The sequence below is a fragment of the Brucella tritici genome (assembly GCF_008932285.1).
GTDB lineage: Bacteria > Pseudomonadota > Alphaproteobacteria > Rhizobiales > Rhizobiaceae > Brucella > Brucella tritici.
The window spans coordinates 133,604-154,335 of record NZ_WBVY01000006.1; the positions used below are offsets into that span (position 1 = coordinate 133,604).

The following is a 20,732-nucleotide window of genomic DNA, read 5'->3' on the forward strand; positions in this document are numbered from 1 at the left end:
GCAAAGGTCATTCCGGGCCGCGACAAACGCGGCCCGAGGACGAGAGGATCAGTAGCCGAGACCCTTCTTGGCTTCATAGACGGCCTTCGGGTCGTCAGCCTGCGTGTAGAGCTTCGATTCTGTCTGGATCCACTTTGGCGGAACGGTGCCCTTGTCCTTGAAGGCTTCAATCGCGTCGAAGGCCGGGCCTGCCATGTTCGGCGTCAGTTCGACGGTCGCGTTGGCTTCGCCGTTCGCCATGGCCTGGAAGATGTCCGGCACGGAGTCGATCGACACGATTTTGATCTCGGTGCCCGGCTTCAAGCCAGCTTCCTTGATCGCCTGAATGGCGCCGACAGCCATATCGTCATTATGAGCGTAGACGGCGCAGATGTTCTTACCGCCACCCTCGGCCTTGATGAAGCTTTCCATGACTTCCTTGCCCTTGGTGCGGGTGAAGTCACCCGTCTGCGAGCGGGAAATCTTGATGTTGTCGTGACCCTTGATGGCGTCTTCAAAGCCCTTCTTGCGGTTGATGGCGGGCGAGGAGCCGGTGGTGCCCTGAAGCTCGACCACATTGCACGGCTTGTCACCCACATCCTTCACCAGCCAGTCGCCGGCGACCTTGCCTTCATGAACCTGATCGGAGGTAACGGCGGTCAGATAAAGGTCTTCCGGCGAATCGATCTGACGGTCGAGCAGGACGACCGGAATTTCGGCTTCCTTGGCTTCCTTCAGAACTGCGTCCCAACCCGTGGAGACCACCGGTGCGATGAGGATCGCATCGACCCCTTGAGCGATGAAGCCGCGAACGGCCTTGATCTGGTTTTCCTGCTTCTGCTGGGCATCGGCGAATTTCAGCGTATAGCCGCGCTTTTCGGCTTCCTGCTTGGTCAAGGCCGTTTCTGCGGCACGCCAGCCCGATTCCGAACCGATCTGCGAAAAGCCAACCGTCAGTGATGCAGCGGATGCGCTCGAAATCAGGGCAAAAGACGATGCAGAGATCAGGGCGGCCGTCAGGGCCGTCAAACTGCGTTTCATGATAGTTCCTCCCAATAAGGCCCTCCCGGCCTTCGCATTTATGAAGCATATAATATTACTTTATGGCAAGCACCTTTCGACATTTCCCAACAAAATGCCGGTGCGACAAACGGGCAATATTCCCATTTATAAATATAAAACAATGGCTTGTGTTTGCTATGCCCATCTGCTCTTCATGAACTGCTCCTGAAGGGGCATCAGCTTGCTTGACAAAGCAGGTTACGGCAAAATAGTCATATTAATAACACGAACCGTAAATTGGCGCCTTATGGTGTTTTTCAAGCGGTCGGGGTGAATTCCGCAACGGGTATGCGGAAAATGGGAGGTTTAATGTTACGTCTGGTCCAGTTCCGCGATGAAGGCGGAGAAATGTGTGTGGCTGCCTGCAATGGTGAGGGAGCGGCGCATGTCGTCAAGGGCGTGGCAACGACCTATGAGCTGGCCACGGCGGCAATTGCAGCGGGTATCAGCCTTGAGGAGCAAGTCGCACGCAGCGGTCAGGGCGAGGCGGTCGATATTGACGCTGCTCTGGCTGCGGGCCGTGTCGGTCTGCCGATTACACATGCCGATCCGGCACATCTCATCGTTGCCGGTACTGGGTTGACGCATCTGGGTTCCGCCGATGGTCGCGACAAGATGCATAAGGCAGCACAGGCTGCCGAAAAGCCGACCGATTCCATGCGCATGTTCCTGATGGGTGTCGAAGGCGGCAAGCCGAAGCCGGGCGAGACCGGCGTGCAGCCGGAATGGTTCTACAAGGGTGATGGTTCGGCGCTTGTAGCAACCGGTGGTGAACTGGTTTCGCCTTCCTTCGCCGAAGATGGTGGCGAAGAGCCGGAGCTTGCAGGCATCTATCTGATTGGCCCGGATGGTACGCCGTTCCGGCTCGGCTTCTGCCTTGCCAATGAATTTTCCGACCATGTGACCGAAAAGCAGAATTATCTCTGGCTTGCCCATTCCAAGCTGCGTCAGGCGTCGCTGGGACCAGAGCTTTATGTGGGCAGCTTGCCTGACCACGTGGAAGGCGTTTCGCGCATTCGTCGCGGCAATGAGGTGATCTTCGAAAAGCCGTTCCTGTCAGGCGAAGCGAACATGTCGCACACGATTGCCAATCTGGAACACCATCATTTCAAATATGAGCTGTTCCGCCGTCCGGGCGACATTCATGTTCATTTCTTTGGCACGGCAACCTTGTCTTTCTCAGAAGGCGTGAAGACGGAAGCTGGTGACCAGTTCGAGATTTCCGCCAAGCCGTTCCGTTATCCGCTGGTCAACAGGCTGGCTCAGGCAGCAGCTAAAAACCTTGTCGTGAAGGCGCTTTGAACATGGCGGCGGAACCGAACATCGCTCTCGCAATCGTCGGTCTGGGCAAGATTGCGCGTGACCAGCATCTGCCGTCTATTGAAGCCGTCGATGGCATTGAGCTGAAAGCCATTGCCAGTCGCAATGCCGGGCTGGACGGCCTGCCGTCTTTTCACGACATCGATGAGCTGCTGGGCAATGACGTTGCCATTGACGCGGTGTCGCTCTGCACGCCGCCGCAAGGGCGCTTTAGCCAGGCCTACGCAGCCTTGAAGGCGCGCAAGCATGTGATGCTGGAGAAGCCTCCGGGTGCAACCATTTCGGAAGTGCAGGCGCTGACGCGTTTTGCTGAAAAGCAGGGCGTTACGCTTTATGCGACATGGCATTCGCGCGAAGCCGCGGCCGTTGAACCTGCCCGCGAATTTCTGAAAGGCGCTGCAATCAAGTCTGTTGCCGTGTCGTGGAAAGAGGATGTGCGCCATTGGCATCCCGGCCAGCAATGGATCTGGGAGCCGGGTGGTCTCGGTGTGTTCGACCCAGGCATTAATGCGCTTTCCATCGTCACGCATATTTTGCCGGAGCGCTTCTTTCTCACGCAATCCGATCTTTATTTTCCCGAAAACCGTGCGGCACCCATCGCAGCCGATCTCAAGTTTCAGACGGAAAGCGGCATACCGGTTTCGTTCGAACTCGACTGGCGCCAGACGGGTCCGCAGACATGGGATATTCGTGTTGAGACCGATAAAGGAACGCTGCTTCTCAGCCATGGCGGTAGCCGCCTGACCATCGCAGGCGTGGAGAAAATGGCCGAGCCGGACCGCGAATATCAACGACTTTACAAGCGTTTCGTGCAATTGATCGGCGCGGGGCGTTCGGATGTTGATCTCGCTCCACTGACCCATGTGGCCGATGCGTTTCTGCTCGGAAAGCGGCATGTCGTCGAAGCTTTTGAAGATTAGGAATCGAGGTTGTCGTAACGCGGCCTCTCACCCACGCAGGACAATGAAATGAACAAGCCCGTCTCTCCGAAAACGCTAAAGCTCCGCTCGCGCGCCTGGTTCGACAATCCTGATAATGTCGATATGACGGCGCTCTATCTGGAGCGCTACATGAATTATGGCCTGAGCCAGGAAGAGTTGCAGTCCGGTCGCCCGATCATCGGCATTGCGCAGACGGGTTCCGACCTCTCACCTTGCAATCGTCATCATCTGGAACTGGCCAAGCGCGTCCGTGAGGGCGTTCGCGAGGCGGGCGGCATTGTCATTGAATTTCCGGTTCATCCTATTCAGGAAACCGGCAAGCGCCCGACAGCAGGTCTGGACCGCAACCTTGCCTATCTTGGCCTCGTGGAAGTGCTTTATGGCTATCCGCTTGATGGTGTCGTGCTGACAATCGGCTGTGACAAGACCACGCCTGCCTGCCTGATGGCAGCTGCAACCGTCAATATTCCGGCGATTGCGCTGTCGGTGGGTCCGATGCTCAATGGCTGGTTCCGTGGCGAACGCACAGGTTCCGGCACCATCGTCTGGAAGGCGCGCGAGCTGCTTGCCAAGGGCGAAATCGACTATCAGGGCTTCGTCAAGCTCGTTGCTTCCTCGGCTCCATCGACCGGCTATTGCAATACGATGGGCACGGCCACGACGATGAACTCACTCGCCGAAGCGCTCGGCATGCAGCTTCCGGGCTCCGCCGCCATTCCGGCTCCTTATCGTGACCGTCAGGAAGTTGCTTATCTTTCGGGACGCCGCATCGTGGAAATGGTGCATGAGGATTTGAAGCCATCGGATATTCTGACCAAGGATGCCTTTGTCAATGCCATCCGCGTCAATTCCGCCATCGGCGGTTCGACCAATGCGCCGATCCATCTGAACGCTTTGGCGCGTCATGTAGGCGTGGAACTGACGGTTGATGACTGGCAGAAATATGGCGAGGAAATTCCGCTTCTGGTCAATCTGCAGCCTGCCGGTGAATATCTCGGTGAGGACTATTACCATGCCGGTGGCGTACCGGCCGTCGTCAATCAGTTGATGGGGCAGGGCCTCATCAATGAGGATGCGCTGACCGTCAACGGCAAGACCATCGGCGAGAACTGCAAGAACGCGACCATCGAAGACGGCAATGTCATCAAGACCTACGACCAGCCGCTGAAGAAGCATGCCGGTTTCCGCGTGTTGCGCGGCAATCTGTTCTCGTCGGCGATCATGAAGCTCAGCGTGATTTCGGACGAGTTCCGCAACCGCTACCTGTCCGACGACAAGGACCCGAATGCCTTTGAAGGCAAGGCGGTCGTGTTTGACGGACCGGAAGATTATCATCACCGCATCGACGATCCGGCGCTGGAAATCGACGAGAATACGGTGCTGTTCATGCGTGGCGCTGGCCCCATCGGTTATCCAGGTGCGGCGGAAGTCGTCAACATGCGCGCGCCGAATTACCTTCTGAAAAAGGGTATCAGCTCACTGCCATGCATCGGCGACGGTCGCCAGTCGGGCACGTCGGGTTCGCCTTCGATCCTCAATGCCTCACCGGAAGCTGCCGCTGGCGGCGGTCTGGCAATTCTCAAGACCGGCGACCGCGTGCGTATCGATCTTGGTCGCGGCAGCGCAGACATTCTGATCTCTGACGAAGAACTGGCCGAGCGTCGCAAGGCGCTGGAAGCTTCCGGTGGCTACAAATATCCGGAAAGCCAGACGCCGTGGCAGGAAATCCAGCGCGCCGTTGTCGGCCAGATGGAAACCGGTGCAGTTCTCGAAAACGCGGTCAAGTATCAGGACATCGCGCATACGCGTGGCCTGCCGCGAGATAACCACTAAGGTTCCCCGGATGGCTCTCGATAAAAAGCCATTCGCAGCAGTTGCGGACTGGGGCACCACCCGGTTCCGCCTCTGGACGCTGGATGTCGATGGCAATGTGCTGGGCGAAAGCCGTGGCGATGACGGCCTGTTGCAGGCAAAGGGAGCCGGTTTCGAGCCAACGCTCGAACGGCACCTTGCTTCTGTTGACGCGCCGGATGATCTGCCCGTGGTGATCTGCGGCATGGCCGGATCGCGGACCGGCTGGATCGAAGCGCCCTATATGAGCCTGCCCGCTGGTCTGGATGGCATCGTGAAGGCTGCGGTGCGCGTGCCTGCGCGCCGTCACGTCATCATGCTGCCGGGTGTCGCGCGTCGGGACGAAACGGCGCCCGATGTTATGCGCGGCGAGGAGACGAAGCTTCTTGGGCTTGTGCACGGGGGCACGCATGATGCTGTTGTCGTCATGCCCGGCACCCATGCCAAATGGGTGCGGATTGCCGACGGTGGCCTTGCCGATTACCGAACCTTCATGACCGGTGAAATGTTCGCTCTTTTGAAGGAAAAATCGGTGCTGGCCGGTGCGCTGGAAGGTGCTGCGGCGGTTGATCCGAATGGTGTGGCTTTCGCTGCGGGCGTCAGGGCGTCGCTCGAAAACCCGGCACTGATTTCCAATGCGCTGTTTTCCATTCGCGCAGGCTGGCTCGTGCATGATCGCAAGCTGACTGACCTGCAGGCTCGTTTGTCGGGCTTGTTGATCGGGCTGGAAGTCGCAGGCGGGCGTACGCTTTACGGCAAACCCGAAGAAGTACTGCTTCTCTCGGACGACACGATGGGCGCGCTCTATGCCAGCGCACTTGAAATCGCAGGGCTCACGGTGAGGCGCGTTGCAGCCGATGAACTGGTGCGTGACGGTCTGTTTATGGCCGCAAAACACGCTTTCGGAGGAGCGGCACAATGAGCGACCGCATCGCATGGCCAAAGCTGCGCTATCCGCTGGTCGCGATCCTGCGCGGCATTCGTCCGGAAGAGACGGAAGCAATCGTTGGAGCACTGATCGAGACCGGTTTCGAGGCGATTGAAATTCCGCTCAATTCGCCGGAGCCTTTCGTTTCGATTGAGAAGGCGGCGAAGCTTGCGCCTGCGGGCGTGTTGATCGGGGCCGGGACCGTGTTGAGCGTCGAAGATGTGGATCGCCTCAACGATGTCGGCGGCAGGCTTCTGGTCAGCCCCAATGTCGAGCCGGATGTCATCCGCCGTGCCGGACAGCACGGCATGGTGACGATGCCGGGCGTGTTCACGCCGACGGAAGCCTTTTCGGCAATCCGGGCAGGTGCATCGGCGCTGAAGTTCTTTCCGGCCAGCGTGCTGGGCGCGGACGGTATCAAGGCTATATGCGCCGTCTTGCCGAAGGATATTCCGGTCGGCGCCGTGGGCGGTGTTTCCGAGGCTGATTTTGCGATCTATCGGGCAGCGGGAGTGAGCTGCTTTGGCCTCGGTTCCAGTCTTTACAAGGCCGGATTGACGGTCGCTGAGGTTCGCGAACGCGCTGAACGCGCGGTTGCGGCATGGGACAAGATCGCGGGCTGAGGAGGCTTGCGATTGAAGGAATTCCGCATGGCCGGAAGGCGGGGGCGGAAATTTTGGGAGAACGACAGGCGGAAAGCCTGTCCCAATTTGGGAGTGAGACAATGGCAGGCATGAAATCTCTAACACTGGCAGTCGCGATGGCCGCGCTTGCCTTTAGCGGCCTGGCGCATGCGGAAGACAAGGGTCTTGTCGCCGTCGCCATGCCGACGAAGTCTTCGGCGCGCTGGATTGCCGATGGCGACAACATGGTCAAGGTGCTGAAGGAACGTGGCTACCAGACCGATCTTCAATATGCTGAAGACGACGTACCTAACCAACTGGCGCAGATCGAAAACATGGTGACCAAGGGTGCCAAGGTTCTCGTCGTTGCATCCATCGACGGCACGACGCTTTCCGATGTTCTGGCCAAGGCACACGATGCGGGCATCAAGGTTATCGCCTATGACCGCCTCATCCGCGATACGCCGAATGTCGATTATTATGCGACCTTCGACAATTTCCAGGTTGGCGTGCTTCAGGCCCAGTCAATCGAAACGGCTCTTGACCTGAAGAACAAGCCGGGTCCGTTCAATGTTGAGCTTTTCGGCGGATCGCCGGACGATAACAACGCCTACTTCTTCTACAACGGCGCGATGTCCGTTCTGCAGCCTTATATCGATAGCGGCAAGGTTGTCATCGGTAGCGGCCAGACCGGCATGGACAAGGTCGCAACGCTGCGCTGGGACGGTGCAACCGCTCAGGCCCGCATGGATTCGATCCTTTCGGCCTATTATTCCGACAAGAAGCTCGATGCAGTCCTGTCGCCTTATGACGGCATCTCCATCGGTATCCTGTCATCCCTCAAGGGTGTAGGCTATGGCAGTGGCGACATGCCGATGCCGGTCGTTTCGGGTCAGGATGCGGAAGTGCCTTCGGTGAAGTCGATTCTCGCTGGCGAACAGAATTCGACCATCTTCAAGGATACCCGTGAACTCGCCAAGGTCACGGTTGACATGGTCGATGCGCTGATGACCGGCAAGGAGCCGGAAGTCAACGACACCAAGACCTATGACAATGGCGTCAAGGTCGTGCCGTCCTATCTGCTCAAGCCGGTGATCGTCGACAAGTCGAACTGGAAGCAGGTTCTGGTCGATAGCGGTTACTACAAGGAAGACCAGATTCAGTAATGCGGTTTCGGGCGTATCGGAGGATATGCCCGTAACCTTTCTGCATGCCATTGCCCCAAATCCCCAGCCCTTCGGCTGGGGTAGGCTCGACGGTTGACAGCGTTGTCTTTTCGTTGAGGGCAATGGCAAAGCAGATTTGTAATGGGAGCGAGCGATGAATGTAGCCAATCCTGTCCTGCGCGAGCAGCCTGACGGTGAGCCGGAAATTGCCGGCAAGCCGCTTCTGGAAATGCGCGGCATCAGCAAGTCTTTCGGTGTCGTCAAAGCGCTGAGCGATGTCAATTTCACGGTCATGCCGGGCGAAATTCACGCCTTTGTCGGCGAGAATGGAGCAGGCAAATCGACCTTGATGAAGGTCCTGTCGGGCGTTTATCCGCACGGCAGCTATGAAGGGTCCATCTTCTTCGACGGAGAAGAACGGCAGTTTCGCGACATCAACGATTCCGAGGCGCTTGGCATCGTCATCATCCATCAGGAGCTGGCGCTCATACCGCTCATGACGATTGCCGAGAACATTTTCCTCGTCAATCCGCCGGCAAGCTACGGGGTCATCGACCGCAGCACGGTGCACAAGCGCACTCGCGAGCTTCTGCAGAAGGTTGGCCTGTCGGAATCACCCGATACGCTCGTTACCGATATTGGTGTGGGTAAGCAGCAGCTTGTCGAAATCGCCAAGGCATTGTCGAAGCGCGTGCGGCTTCTGATCCTGGATGAACCAACCGCAAGCCTCAACGAGACGGACAGCGCGGCATTGCTGGCGCTTCTGCGTGAGTTTCGCGCGCAGGGCATCACGTCGATCCTCATTTCGCACAAGCTCAATGAAATTCGCGAAGTTGCCGACAAGATCACGGTGCTGCGCGACGGCAAGGCCGTGGCGACACTTGATTGCAATGCGGGCGAGGTCGAGGAAGACGACATTATTCGCAAGATGGTCGACCGCGATCTGGAAAGCCGTTACCCGAAGCGCGATCCGAAGGTCGGCGAGGTGATTTTCGAAGTCGACAACTGGTCAGTGCATCACCCGCTGCACCCAGAACGGCACTCGGTCAAGAACGTGTCGTTCAAGGTGAGGGCAGGCGAGATCGTCGGTATTGCCGGATTGATGGGCGCAGGCCGCACAGAATTCGCCATGAGCCTGTTCGGGCGTTCATGGGGCACCAATATCAGCGGCGAGGCGCGCATCAACGGCAACAACGCCGATATTTCCACTGTGGCGCGGGCCATCAAGGCGGGGCTTGCCTATGTGACCGAGGATCGCAAGAAGCTCGGCCTCGTCCTGGGCGAAAACATTTCGCGCAACATCTCTCTCGCGCATTTACGCGGTGTCAGTCCGAAAGGCATCATCGACGATATTCGCGAAATGAAGATCGCGAACTCCTATCGCGAGCAGATGAGCATTCGCTGCCGCAATGTCTATCAGGAGACAGGCACGCTTTCCGGCGGCAACCAGCAGAAGGTGGTGCTGTCGAAGTGGCTCTTCACCGGGCCTGACGTGCTGATCCTCGATGAACCTACGCGCGGCATCGATGTCGGCGCGAAATACGACATCTACACGATCATCAATTCACTGGCGGATAGCGGCAAGGGCGTGGTCGTCATTTCTTCGGAAATGCCGGAGCTGATCGGCATCTGCGACCGCATCGTCGTCATGCATGAAGGAGCCTTCGTCGGCGAAGTCGCCGGCGAGGAAGCAACGCAGGAAAACATCATGCGCGCCATCATGCGGAATAAGGGAAAACGGCAATGAGCGAGAATATCATCGGAAGCAGTGGATCGAAAGCTCCGGCGAGCAGCGTGGGGCGTTATCTCAAGAACAATCTACGCGAATCCGGCATGCTGATCTCGCTGGTCGCGATCATGATCTTCTTCCAGATCGTGACTGGCGGCGTGCTGATGAAGCCGCTGAACCTCACCAATCTGGTCCTGCAGAACAGCTATATCGTCATCATGGCGCTCGGTATGCTGCTCATCATCGTCACCGGCCACATCGACCTTTCGGTCGGCTCGGTCTGTGGCTTTATCGGTGCGCTTGCTGCCGTGATGATGGTGAAATGGGGCGTGCCGTTTCCCATCGCAGCCATTTTGTGCCTGCTGGCAGGCGGCATTATCGGTGCTATGCAGGGCTTCTGGGTCGCCTATTTCAATATTCCGTCCTTTATCGTCACGCTGGCTGGCATGCTGGTCTTCAAGGGCCTGATGCTTGCCGTGCTTGGCGGACAATCGGTCGGCCCGTTCCCGGTCGTGTTCCAGAAACTCTCATCCGGCTTCATTCCTGAAATCATCGGCACGACAGGCGGCGTCTATCTGACGTCGCTCATCATCGGCGTGCTGCTGGCCGGTTTCATGATCTGGCAGAATGTGAAATCGCGTCAGCGTCATATCGCGCATGAAGTGGAAACCGAGCCCTTTGGCCTGTTCGTCATCAAGAATATCCTGTTCTTTGCGGCGATTGCCTATCTGTCGTTGCTGATTTCAATGCATCGCGGCTTGCCGAACGTCCTCATCATCATGGCCGTTCTGATTGCAGCCTATGCGTTTCTTACCAATCGGACCGTACTCGGGCGGCAGATTTATGCGGTGGGCGGAAACCGGCATGCGGCCAAGCTTTCGGGCGTGAAGACCGAACGGCTGACATTTCTGGCTTTCGTCAATATGGGTGTGCTGGCGGCGCTTGCTGGCCTGGTCTTCGCGGCGCGCCTCAACACGGCAACGCCCAAGGCCGGTATCGGCTTTGAGCTGGACGTGATCGCAGCCTGCTTTATCGGCGGTGCTTCCGCGTATGGCGGTGTGGGCCGTGTGACAGGTGCGGTGATCGGCGCGCTCATCATGGGCGTGATGAACAACGGCATGTCGATCCTCGGCATCGGCATCGACTATCAGCAGGTCATCAAGGGGATCGTGCTGTTGGGGGCTGTCTGCATCGACGTCTATAACCAGAAACGCTGAGGCGAGGATATTGCGGCTCTGACGGCCTGCAAAGAGCGCTTTTCTCGCTTCCGGTGCTGTTCTGTTTTGGGCGCAATCGTTTCAGGTTTGTCTGTCGCTGCGCTTATCCCTCATCCTGAGGTGCGGAGCGAAGCGTAGCCTCGAAGGACGAGGGCAGGCGCAGTGGGTTTTCCCTCGATCCTTCGACAAGCTCAGGATGAGGAGCGAGGGAAAATGGTTACGTCATGCCTCAGATTGCCGTGCGGCGGGCATGGTCGAGATAGATTTCGCGCAGGCGCTGGGCAACCGGACCGGGTGTGCCAGTGCCGATGGTCTTCTCGTCGATGACGGTGATCGGTGTGACGAATGTGCCTGCGCTGGTAAGGAAAGCTTCCTTTGCCGCATAGGCTTCATCGATGGTGAAGAGGCGTTCTTCCAGCTTCATACCGGTCTCGGCGATCAGTTGCAGAAGCGACATGCGCGTGCAGCCGGGCAGGATGGAATTACTGTTCGGGCGCGTGACGACGACATCGTCTTCGGTCACGATATAGGCGGTGGACGATGCGCCTTCAGTCACATAGCCGTCTTCGATCATCCATGCTTCGTCGCAACCGGCATTCTTGGCGATTTCCTTGGCGAGTGCCTGCGGCAACAGGCAGACCGTCTTGATGTCGCGACGCTTCCAGCGCAGGTCGTCCAGCGAAAGCACGCGGGCACCGGTTTTCAGTGCGGGCTTGTCGAGCAGATTGGCTTCCTGTGTGAACAGGACGACCGATGGCTTCATGCCCTTTGCAGGTACGAAATCGCGGTCGCGTCCGTCGCCGCGCGTCACTTGCAGATAGACCAGACCTTCGGTCAGATTGTTGCGGCGGATCAACTCGCGCTCAATGGCTACGATCTCGTCTTCGTTCATCGGCATCGGAATGCCGATCTCGCCGGTCGAGCGTCGCAGGCGTCGCATATGCGGCTCGCTGTCGATGAGCTTGCCTTCCAGCACGGCGGTCACTTCGTAAATACCGTCACCGAACAGGAAGCCACGGTCAAAGATGGAAATGCGCGCATCGTGGGCGGTGACATATTTGCCGTTGACGTAGACGATGCGGTTTTCGAGTTCTTCTGCTGAAACGGCCATGATGGAATGTGTCCTGAAACGAAAAGACTGCGATCAAGTCGCAGTCTTTTCATAGGTCACTCGGCTGCAATGGGAAACAGCTATTTTCAGGCAGCCTGCTTTGCTGCCGCAATGGCTTCGCTGCGGATTTCTTCCGTCAACTTCAGGCGCAGTTCGGAAAATTCCGGGCTTGCCTTGACGTGGTAGGTGCGCGGATGCGCGATATCGACCGGCGTGATCGATTTGATCTTGCCCGGACGAGCCGTCATCGTAACCACGCGGGTCGCCATGAAGATGGCTTCCTCGATGTCGTGGGTGACGAAAATGACCGTCTTATGCTCCCGCTCCCAGATGCCGAGCAGCAGCTCCTGCATCAGTCCGCGGGTCTGGTTGTCGAGCGCGCCGAAAGGCTCATCGAGAAGCAGGATCTTTGGATCGTTGGCGAGTGCGCGGGCAATCGCCGTACGCTGCTGCATGCCGCCCGAAAGCTGCTTTGGCCAGTGATCTTCAAAGCCGCGTAGTCCGACCTTGTCGATATAGCTATCCACGATTTCACGCGCCTGCTTTTCCGGCACGCCTTTTTCGCGAAGCCCGAAGCCGACATTCTGCCGGATGGTGAGCCACGGAAACAGCGTGTAGGACTGGAACACCATACCGCGATCTGCACCCGGTCCGGTGACAGGGTTGCCCTCCAGCATCACGGTGCCGGTGGTGGGCTTGTCGAGACCGGCGATGATGCGAAGAAGCGTGGACTTGCCGCAGCCCGAGGGACCGAGGACTGTCACGAAATCATTTTTCGGGATGACGAGGTCGGTCGGCTGCAATGCCAGTGTCGGCTTGCCGCCATGGACGCCCGGAAAAGTGCGGCTCACGCCCTTGATGACAAGTTCCTGGTCGCTTTTGGTAACCATTATGCGAACCTCCATGCAAAGAGCCAGCGGTTGAAATATTTAAAGGCAAGGTCCGAGATCAGACCGATGACGCCGATCACGATGATGCCGAAGATGATCTGGCCGGTGGCCATCAGGGCCTGAGAGTTGATGATCATGTAGCCGATGCCGGACGATGCACCGATGAGTTCGGCAACGATCACATAGGTCCATGCCCAGCCGAGCACGAGGCGCAGCGTTTCGGCAATGTCCGGCGCACTGGCAGGCATAAGCACGCGGCGAATGATGCCGCTGTTCGATGCGCCAAGCGTATAGGCGGCTTCAACAAGGTCGCGCCGTGTGTTGGAGACCGTCACGGCGATCATGAGGATGATCTGGAACACCGCACCGATGAAGATAACCAGCAGCTTCTGGGTTTCACCAATGCCTGCCCACAGGATCAGCAGGGGCACGAAGGCGGAAGCCGGGAGATAGCGGGCGAAGGATACGAAGGGCTCCAGCAGGGCTTCGATGGGCTTGTAAGCGCCCATGGCGATCCCGAGCGGTATCGCAACGACGCTTGCCAGCACGAAGCCGCCCAGCACGCGCCAGACCGTCATGCCGATGTCGTTGAGGAAACCCTGATTGGCAATGAGGTCCCAGCCGTCCTTCACCATGGTGATGGGATCGGCAAGAAAAGTCGGGGAAACGAAGCCGCCCAGAGTGGCGATACCCCAGAACACAAAGAAGAGAATGAAGAATAGAATACCCAGTAATATCCGGGGCTGACTGCCTATCGGCTGCAAGGGCTGCATATATTTTTCCGTTTGATCGCGTATCTGCCGCACTCGACAGGCGGAAAATGAGGAAGCCCGGACGCGTGGTCCGGGCCGGCGCATGAAACGATGTTACTTGATGAAGCTTGTGTCCACGATATCGTCGAGATTGGGCTTCGACTTGATAACGCCTGCCTGCAGCAGGAGGTCGGCGGCTTCGGTCGAGAATTCCTTGAATTCCTTCTCGAAGAACTTCTGGTTGGCCGCCTTGTCCTGCCAGCGAAGATAATCGGCCGATTTGCCGAAATCCTCGCCCGACTGCTTCACGTCCTTGCCCATGATTTCATAGGATTTGGCCTTGTCGGAAGCGATCAATTGCAGCGCTTCAAAATAACTGTCGGCGAGTGCTTTGGCAGCTTCGGGGTTCTTTTCAAGGAAATCGGGCGTGCAGCCGACCGTATCCATGACCGCCGGATAATCAAGCGTAGTGGCCAGAATCTTGCCCTTGTCGGGTGCCGCGCGCACGGTGGAAAGATAAGGCTCGTAGGTCATGGCGGCGTCGTTCTGGCCTACCACGAAAGCCTGTGCAGCCGGTCCCGGCTCCATATTGACGACCTTGACGTCCTTCGTGGTCATGCCGTTCTTGGCAAGCATGAAGGCGAGAAGGAAGTAAGGCGATGTGCCCGGTGCAGAAGCGGCAACCGTCTTACCCTTCAGGTCGGCGAAGGAGTTCACGTCGGCGCGTACCGCGATGCCATCAGCACCGTAAGACTTGTCCATCTGGAATATCTGCTTGGTTTTCACGCCAGCCGCGTTCCAGACGATCCATGTTTCGACGGTGGTGGCCGCGCACTGGATATCGCCGGAAGCGAGCGCCAGATGGCGGCTTGCCTGCGGGATTTTGGTCAGCGTCACATCGAGGCCGTTTTTCTTGAAAATACCGGCTTCTTTCGCAAGTGTCAGCGGAGCAAAACCGGTCCAGCCGGACAGGCCGATGGAAACGGCAGTTTCCGCGTGCGCAGCCGATGTGATCGTGAATGCTGCTAGTGCTGCCCCGGCGAGCAATGATTTCTTCATGTGTAGTACCCCTTTTATAGTGAGACTTTTTTGTCCCTTCAGTCCTGTCAAATTAACAGGACCGTGTCGTCTGTCCAGAGAGTTCGTCGCGGATATTTGAGCCCTCCCATCTCCTGCGAACAGTCATAAGCTACTGGTCAGGCTGGATTAATTGCGATCAGGTAAGCAGTTCCCTTCCCCTTTAGTTCAAGAGGCAAGGCGTCGCAGTTTATGAAGACTGCGCAATCATGCTGCTCAAGTTTTGCGGTTTTACCTGCAAATGTCAGGTCGACCTGACCTTCGGCGCAGAAGAGAAGCACCGGATTCCCGTCGGCCTGGGTGAGCGTGGTGCCCCCGACAGGCAAGCGCCGGACCGTATGGATAAAACGCCCGCGCCGGGTCATGACGTTGAGATCGGTAATGGCCGATCCGATCAGTCGCGCGCTGGAGTGCGCATCGGCGGCAAAGAACAACGGCGCGCTTTCATGGGTGAGGATGTTCGTCTGTTCCTCGACGTCGAGCAAGATGCCATCGCCCTCCAATACTGACAAGGTGCGATCGATGCCGGGGAAGATGGAGAACGGACCATCGCTGGCGACCGTTGCCATGGAAACGCGCCAGTCGAAATTATCGACTGACGCACCTTCGGGATAGACTGCAATTTCAACCGTCACGCCTCCGCCGTTCTTCCACGGCATGCGGCGATGACTTTCTGCCTTGCGGATAGAGAAAGCCATTCGACCTCAATTCCCAAGGATGGCTGGAAGGCGCAGGCCCTGTTGCTTTGCCCAGTCGAGCGCCTCTTCATAGCCCGCATCGGCATGGCGCATGACGCCGGTTGCCGGGTCGTTCCACAACACGCGGCCGATGCGCTGGTCGGCATCTTCCGAACCGTCGCAGCAGATGACCATGCCCGAATGCTGGGAGAAGCCCATGCCGACGCCGCCGCCATGATGGAGCGATACCCATGTTGCGCCCGAAGCCGTGTTGAGCAGCGCATTGAGCAGCGGCCAGTCGGACACGGCATCCGAACCGTCCTTCATGGATTCGGTTTCGCGGTTTGGCGAAGCCACCGAGCCGCTATCGAGGTGATCGCGACCAATCACGATAGGCGCTTTCAATTCGCCATTGCGGACCATTTCGTTGAAGGCGAGGCCAAGGCGGTGACGGTCACCGAGGCCGACCCAGCAGATACGGGCAGGCAGACCCTGAAACGCAATGCGTTCCTTCGCCATGTCGAGCCAGTTGTGCAGGTGCTTGTTGTCGGGCAGCAGCTCCTTCACCTTGGCGTCGGTCTTGGCGATGTCTTCCGGATCGCCGGAAAGGGCAGCCCAACGGAACGGTCCAACGCCGCGGCAGAACAGCGGGCGGATATAGGCAGGCACGAAGCCCGGGAAGGCAAAGGCGTCTTCCAGACCTTCTTCCAATGCCATCTGGCGGATGTTGTTGCCATAATCCACCGTGGGAATGCCTGCATTCCAGAAGTCGAGCATGGCCTGAACCTGCACCTTCATCGAAGCACGGGCGGCTTTCGCAATACCCTTTGGATCACTCTCCTGCTTGGCGCGCCATTCGGCGACTGTCCAGCCGATTGGGAGATAGCCATGCACCGGATCATGCGCCGAGGTCTGGTCGGTCACGATGTCAGGGCGCACGCCGCGCTTGACGAGTTCCGGGAAGACTTCAGCGGCATTGCCGATAAGCGCAATGGACTTTGCCTCGCCTGCCTTGGTCCATTCATCGATCTTCGCCAGTGCTTCATCGAGGCTGTGGGTCTTCTCATCGACATAACGGGTACGCAGGCGGAAATCAGCGCGGGTTTCGTCGCATTCAACCGCAAGGCAGCAGGCACCGGCCATGACGGCTGCGAGAGGTTGCGCGCCGCCCATACCGCCGAGACCGCCAGTCAAAATCCATTTGCCCTTGATGTTGCCGTCATAATGCTGGCGACCAGCTTCCACGAAGGTTTCATAGGTGCCCTGAACGATGCCCTGTGCGCCGATATAGATCCACGAACCGGCTGTCATCTGGCCATACATGGCGAGACCTTTCTTATCCAGTTCGTTGAAATGATCCCAGGTTGCCCAATGCGGTACGAGGTTGGAATTGGCGATCAGAACGCGTGGTGCATCCTTGTGGGTACGGAACACGCCGACCGGCTTGCCCGACTGCACCAGCAGGGTTTCGTCTTCATTGAGTGTCTTGAGGGTGGCGACGATGCGGTCGAAATCGTCCCATGTACGTGCTGCGCGGCCAATGCCGCCATAGACAACCAGCTCATGCGGACGTTCGGCGACATCGGGGTCGAGATTGTTCATCAACATGCGCAGGGGCGCTTCGGTGAGCCAGCTCTTGGCGTTGAGTTCGTCTCCGCGGGGGCTACGCACTTCGCGCTCGTTGTGGCGTGGGTTGGACATGGTTTCCTCCTCAGGATTTCAAGTCGGCGGCAATCGCTTCCAGCCGCTGCAAAAGGGTTTTGAGATGCACACGAAGCTTGCCCGCCTTGGCTTCGTCATAGGCAAAAGGCACGGCTTCGGTCGCAAGATGGGTCGATTGGGCAAGCTCCATCTGGATGGCGTGAACGCCTGTTTCCGGCTTGCCATAATGGCGTGTCGTCCAGCCGCCCTTGAAGCGCCCATTGAGGATCGACGTGTAGCCATCGGCCCCAGCGGTCACTTCGACAGCCGCAGCCTCGATCTTCGGATCGCAGGTCTTGCCCATATCCGTGCCGATGTTGAAATCCGGTAGCTTGCCTTCAAACAGGAACGGGATATGCGAGCGGATCGAATGGCAGTCATAGAGGATGGCGACGCCATGGATCGCCTTTACCCGTTCAATCTCGGCGGCAAGCGCCTCGTGATAGGGCTTATGGAAGCGCGCAATGCGGTCTGCAATATCGGCTTCCGTCGGTGCTTCCCCGTCTTTCCAGATGGCAATGCCGTCAAAGTCGGTTTCCGGGATCAGCGTCGTGGTGTTCTGTCCCGGATAGAGGCTTACACCCGCCGGATCACGATTGGCATCGATACAATAGCGGTGGAAGGTGGCGCGCACCGTGGTCGCGCCCTCGATGAGGCCGTCATAGAGCTGGTGAATGTGCCAGTCGGTATCGGCGAGAATCCGGCCATTGTCGTTGAGACGTGACCAGATATCCTGCGGCACATCGGTTCCGGTATGCGGCAGGCCAAGAATAACAGGGGACGTGCCCTGCCGGACTTCGAACGGGCTCATGCTCACGCCTCCAGAGATGGCAGGATGCTGCTTGAAACCGCACCGGCAAGCACGCCGTCAGCGACCAGATCGGCAGCGTTCCTGAGGTCGTCGGCCATATAGCGGTCGTCTTCCAGCGTCGGCACGCGCCCGCGCAACACGGCAATGACCTTGGCCAGTTCCGGGCTGGTGGTCAGCGGCTCGCGCAGCTCGACGCCCAGCGCACCGGTCAATGCTTCGATGCCGATAATGGCATTGAGATTGGCGGTCATCTGCAACAGGCGACGTGCGCCGTGGCAGGCCATGGACACATGGTCTTCCTGATTGGCCGAGGTCGGTGTGGAATCGACAGAGGCTGGATGCGCCATCTGCTTGTTTTCGCTCATCAGCGCGGCAGAGGTGACTTCGGCGATCATGAGGCCGGAATTGAGCCCGGGCTTGCGGGCGAGGAAGGCTGGAAGACCGAAGGAAAGTGCCGGATCGACCAGAAGCGCAATGCGGCGCTGCGAAATCGCGCCAATTTCACAGACGGCCAGTGCAATCTGGTCGGCGGCGAAGGCAACAGGCTCGGCGTGGAAGTTGCCGCCCGATACTGCGCGCCCGTCCGAAAGAACGAGAGGATTGTCGGTGACCGCATTGGCTTCGATTTCCAGCGTGCGCGCGGCCTGTCGCAGAATGTCGAGGCAGGCGCCATCAACCTGCGGCTGGCAGCGAATGCAATAAGGGTCCTGCACGCGCTGGTCGCCTTCGAGATGGCTCTGGCGAATGACGGAACCTTCGAGCAGTGCGCGCAGTGCGCGGCCAGCGTCAATCTGGCCCTTATGGCCACGCAGCGTGTGGATTTCCTCGTGGAACGGCGCATCCGATCCCATGGCTGCATCAGTGGACAATGCGCCGGTGATGAGCGCGGTCTGTGCAGCGCGATGCGCGCGGAAGAGACCTGCCAGTGCGAGGGCAGTCGAGGTCTGCGTGCCGTTGATAAGTGCGAGACCTTCCTTGGCAGCCAGAACGACAGGCTTCAGCCCGGCTTTTTCCAGTGCCTTCGCGCTGGGCAGTCGCTCGCCCTGATAGAAGGCTTCACCTTCGCCGATCATGGCCGCAGTCATATGTGCCAGCGGTGCGAGGTCGCCAGAGGCGCCGACAGAACCCTTTTCAGGGATCATCGGTATCACGCCTTTTTCCAGCATGTCTTCGATGAGGGTGATGACCTCAAGTCGCACGCCGGATGCGCCGCGACCGAGCGAAATCAGCTTCAGCGCCATGATGAGGCGCACGATGTTTTCCGCAAGTGGCTCGCCGACGCCGCAGCAATGCGACAGGATCAAGTTGCGCTGGAGCGTGGCGACATCGCCTGCCGCGATGCGGATCGAAGCGAGTTTGCCGAAGCCGGTATTGATGCCGTAAACCGGTTCATCCCCCGCTGCGATTTCCGCAATGCGCGCTGCCGCCTTTTCAACGCCGGCATGGAAGGCAGGATCGATGCGGACGGAGAGGCCATCGCGATAGATTTTTTCCAGCGTTTCCAGCGGGACAGAACCGGGCTTGAGGATGATGGTCATAGAAGGCTCCATAAGAGCGCATCCCGAAAAGTGTGAAGCGGTTTTCGGAAACGATGCGCGGTTCGAAACAACAATTAAAGCTGGCCCTTGAACACCCGCTTCCAGAGCGGGTTGAAGCCAATGCGGTAGACGAGTTCAGCCGGACGCTCGACGTTCCATATGGCGAGATCGGCGTCCTTGCCGATTTCGAGTGTGCCGGTCTGATCGAGAAGGCCGAGGGCGCGGGCCGCTTCGCGGGTGACGCCTGCGATGCATTCATTGACCGTCATGCGGAACAGAGTTGCGCCCATATTCATGGTGAGCAGAAGCGAGGTCAGCGGCGATGTGCCCGGATTGTTATCAGTAGCAAGCGCCATCTTCGTGCCGGCCGCGCGGAAGGCTTCGACTGGCGGCTTTTGCGTTTCGCGAATGAAGTAATAGGCGCCGGGAAGCAGAACCGCGACGGTTCCGGCCTTGGCCATCGCGGCAGCACCTTCCGCATCGGTATATTCGAGATGGTCCGCGGAAAGCGCACCATAGGCGGCGGCAAGCGCCGCACCATGCAGATTGGACAACTGGTCGGCATGAAGCTTGACCGGGATATTATGCGCCTTGGCCGCATCAAAGACGCGGGCGATTTCGTCGGGCAGGAAGGCTATCCCTTCGCAAAAACCATCAACCGCATCAGCCAATCCTTGGTCGGCAATAGCCGGAAGCATGTCGTTGATGACGCGGTCGATATAGGCGGCCTTGTCGCCGTTCATTTCCGGAGGCAGTGCGTGCGCGCCGAGGAAGGTGGTGCGGATTGCAACGTCGCGCTCTACACCCAGACGGCGGGCGGCCTTCAGTGACTTGATTTCGCTGTCGCGGTCGAGACCGTAACCGGATTTGACTTCGACAGTGGTGACGCCTTCGGCAATCAGCGCATCGAGACGGGGCAGGGTTTCGCGCACCAGATCGTCTTCACTGGCAGCGCGCAGGTTTTTGACCGAGGAAACAATGCCGCCGCCAGCGCGAGCGACTTCCTCATAGGATGCGCCGTTGAGACGGAGTTCGAATTCATGCGCGCGATTGCCTGCATGGACGAGATGGGTGTGGCAATCGATCAATCCCGGCGTGATGAGCCGGTTGCCGCAATCTATCTTCTCGAAGGATGCATATTCAGCGGGCAGGGTATTCTCCGGACCGATATAAGCGATCTTGCCGTTTTTAACGGCAAGCGCTGCATTGTCGATGAGGCCCAGGCCTTCGGAGTTTTCACCCAGCGTGGCGATACGGGCGTTGCTGAAAATGTAGCCTGTTTTATCTGACATGAGCGTTTTCTCGCTTCCCCTGTTTTTCAATAATGTATATACATATTAACGGAACCGCCAAGAGAAA

General features: G+C 58.4%; 18 protein-coding genes. 8 read left to right on the top strand and 10 right to left on the bottom strand.

Features of this window, described 5'->3' with window-relative positions; all coding sequences use genetic code 11:
- Nucleotides 1-48: 48 nt before the first annotated feature.
- The gene (ytfQ, locus tag F9K94_RS20765; protein ID WP_061345806.1) at nucleotides 49-1,020 is read right to left on the bottom strand and encodes a galactofuranose ABC transporter, galactofuranose-binding protein YtfQ; all 972 of its coding nucleotides are present in this window, start codon (nucleotides 1,018-1,020) and stop codon (nucleotides 49-51) included.
- Between the two features lie 330 nt (nucleotides 1,021-1,350).
- Between ytfQ and araD1 the strand changes: the two genes are divergently transcribed.
- The 8 genes from araD1 (at nucleotide 1,351) to mmsB (ending at nucleotide 10,816) form a co-directional block, all read left to right on the top strand.
- Nucleotides 1,351-2,343 carry an AraD1 family protein gene (gene araD1, locus F9K94_RS20770; RefSeq protein WP_151648155.1) on the top strand — a complete coding sequence of 331 codons (993 nt, stop codon included), beginning with the start codon at nucleotides 1,351-1,353 and terminating at the stop codon, nucleotides 2,341-2,343.
- Between the two features lie 2 nt (nucleotides 2,344-2,345).
- Entirely contained in the window at nucleotides 2,346-3,281 is a 936-nt protein-coding gene (locus F9K94_RS20775) for a Gfo/Idh/MocA family protein (protein ID WP_151648157.1), read from the top strand.
- Nucleotides 3,282-3,329: 48 nt separating this feature from the next.
- Entirely contained in the window at nucleotides 3,330-5,135 is a 1,806-nt protein-coding gene (locus F9K94_RS20780; RefSeq protein ID WP_151648159.1) for an IlvD/Edd family dehydratase, read from the top strand.
- A gap of 10 nt (nucleotides 5,136-5,145) precedes the next feature.
- Complete coding sequence (locus tag F9K94_RS20785) at nucleotides 5,146-6,075, top strand: 2-dehydro-3-deoxygalactonokinase (protein ID WP_151648161.1); 930 nt, start codon at nucleotides 5,146-5,148, stop codon at nucleotides 6,073-6,075.
- Nucleotides 6,072-6,704, top strand: a complete 633-nt coding sequence (locus tag F9K94_RS20790; RefSeq protein WP_151648163.1) for a 2-dehydro-3-deoxy-6-phosphogalactonate aldolase — start codon at nucleotides 6,072-6,074, stop codon at nucleotides 6,702-6,704. Before F9K94_RS20785 ends, F9K94_RS20790 begins: the two co-directional genes overlap by 4 nt.
- Before the next feature lie 101 nt (nucleotides 6,705-6,805).
- Nucleotides 6,806-7,870, top strand: a complete 1,065-nt coding sequence (gene chvE / locus F9K94_RS20795) for a multiple monosaccharide ABC transporter substrate-binding protein (RefSeq protein ID WP_010659493.1) — start codon at nucleotides 6,806-6,808, stop codon at nucleotides 7,868-7,870.
- 154 nt (nucleotides 7,871-8,024) lie between these two features.
- The gene (mmsA, locus tag F9K94_RS20800; protein WP_151648165.1) at nucleotides 8,025-9,617 is read left to right on the top strand and encodes a multiple monosaccharide ABC transporter ATP-binding protein; all 1,593 of its coding nucleotides are present in this window, start codon (nucleotides 8,025-8,027) and stop codon (nucleotides 9,615-9,617) included.
- Nucleotides 9,614-10,816, top strand: coding sequence for a multiple monosaccharide ABC transporter permease (gene mmsB / locus F9K94_RS20805; protein WP_151648167.1), 1,203 nt, complete (start codon nucleotides 9,614-9,616; stop codon nucleotides 10,814-10,816). The genes mmsA and mmsB overlap by 4 nt, the downstream gene beginning before the upstream one ends.
- A 229-nt stretch (nucleotides 10,817-11,045) precedes the next feature.
- On the opposite strand, the gene F9K94_RS20810 is transcribed toward mmsB, so the two are convergent.
- From F9K94_RS20810 to hutI, 9 genes are all read right to left on the bottom strand, one after another.
- On the bottom strand, nucleotides 11,046-11,927 hold the full coding sequence (locus F9K94_RS20810) for a D-amino-acid transaminase (RefSeq protein ID WP_151648169.1): 882 nt from the start codon (nucleotides 11,925-11,927) through the stop codon (nucleotides 11,046-11,048).
- Between the two features lie 86 nt (nucleotides 11,928-12,013).
- On the bottom strand, nucleotides 12,014-12,817 hold the full coding sequence (locus tag F9K94_RS20815; protein ID WP_125300009.1) for an ABC transporter ATP-binding protein: 804 nt from the start codon (nucleotides 12,815-12,817) through the stop codon (nucleotides 12,014-12,016).
- Nucleotides 12,817-13,590, bottom strand: coding sequence for an ABC transporter permease (locus F9K94_RS20820; RefSeq protein ID WP_061345816.1), 774 nt, complete (start codon nucleotides 13,588-13,590; stop codon nucleotides 12,817-12,819). Before F9K94_RS20820 ends, F9K94_RS20815 begins: the two co-directional genes overlap by 1 nt.
- 93 nt (nucleotides 13,591-13,683) lie before the next feature.
- Nucleotides 13,684-14,628 carry an ABC transporter substrate-binding protein gene (locus tag F9K94_RS20825; protein WP_151648171.1) on the bottom strand — a complete coding sequence of 315 codons (945 nt, stop codon included), beginning with the start codon at nucleotides 14,626-14,628 and terminating at the stop codon, nucleotides 13,684-13,686.
- Nucleotides 14,629-14,765: 137 nt separating this feature from the next.
- Nucleotides 14,766-15,344 carry a HutD/Ves family protein gene (locus tag F9K94_RS20830; RefSeq protein ID WP_061345818.1) on the bottom strand — a complete coding sequence of 193 codons (579 nt, stop codon included), beginning with the start codon at nucleotides 15,342-15,344 and terminating at the stop codon, nucleotides 14,766-14,768.
- A gap of 6 nt (nucleotides 15,345-15,350) precedes the next feature.
- Nucleotides 15,351-17,024: a urocanate hydratase gene (hutU, locus tag F9K94_RS20835; RefSeq protein WP_151648173.1), complete on the bottom strand. Its 1,674-nt coding sequence runs from the start codon at nucleotides 17,022-17,024 to the stop codon at nucleotides 15,351-15,353.
- Between the two features lie 10 nt (nucleotides 17,025-17,034).
- Entirely contained in the window at nucleotides 17,035-17,835 is an 801-nt protein-coding gene (gene hutG, locus F9K94_RS20840) for an N-formylglutamate deformylase (RefSeq protein WP_151648175.1), read from the bottom strand.
- 2 nt (nucleotides 17,836-17,837) lie between these two features.
- Nucleotides 17,838-19,373, bottom strand: coding sequence for a histidine ammonia-lyase (hutH, locus tag F9K94_RS20845; protein WP_151648177.1), 1,536 nt, complete (start codon nucleotides 19,371-19,373; stop codon nucleotides 17,838-17,840).
- 74 nt (nucleotides 19,374-19,447) lie between these two features.
- Nucleotides 19,448-20,665 (bottom strand): imidazolonepropionase, encoded by a 1,218-nt coding sequence (gene hutI / locus F9K94_RS20850; protein ID WP_151648179.1) that lies wholly within the window; start codon nucleotides 20,663-20,665, stop codon nucleotides 19,448-19,450.
- Nucleotides 20,666-20,732: the final 67 nt, after the last annotated feature.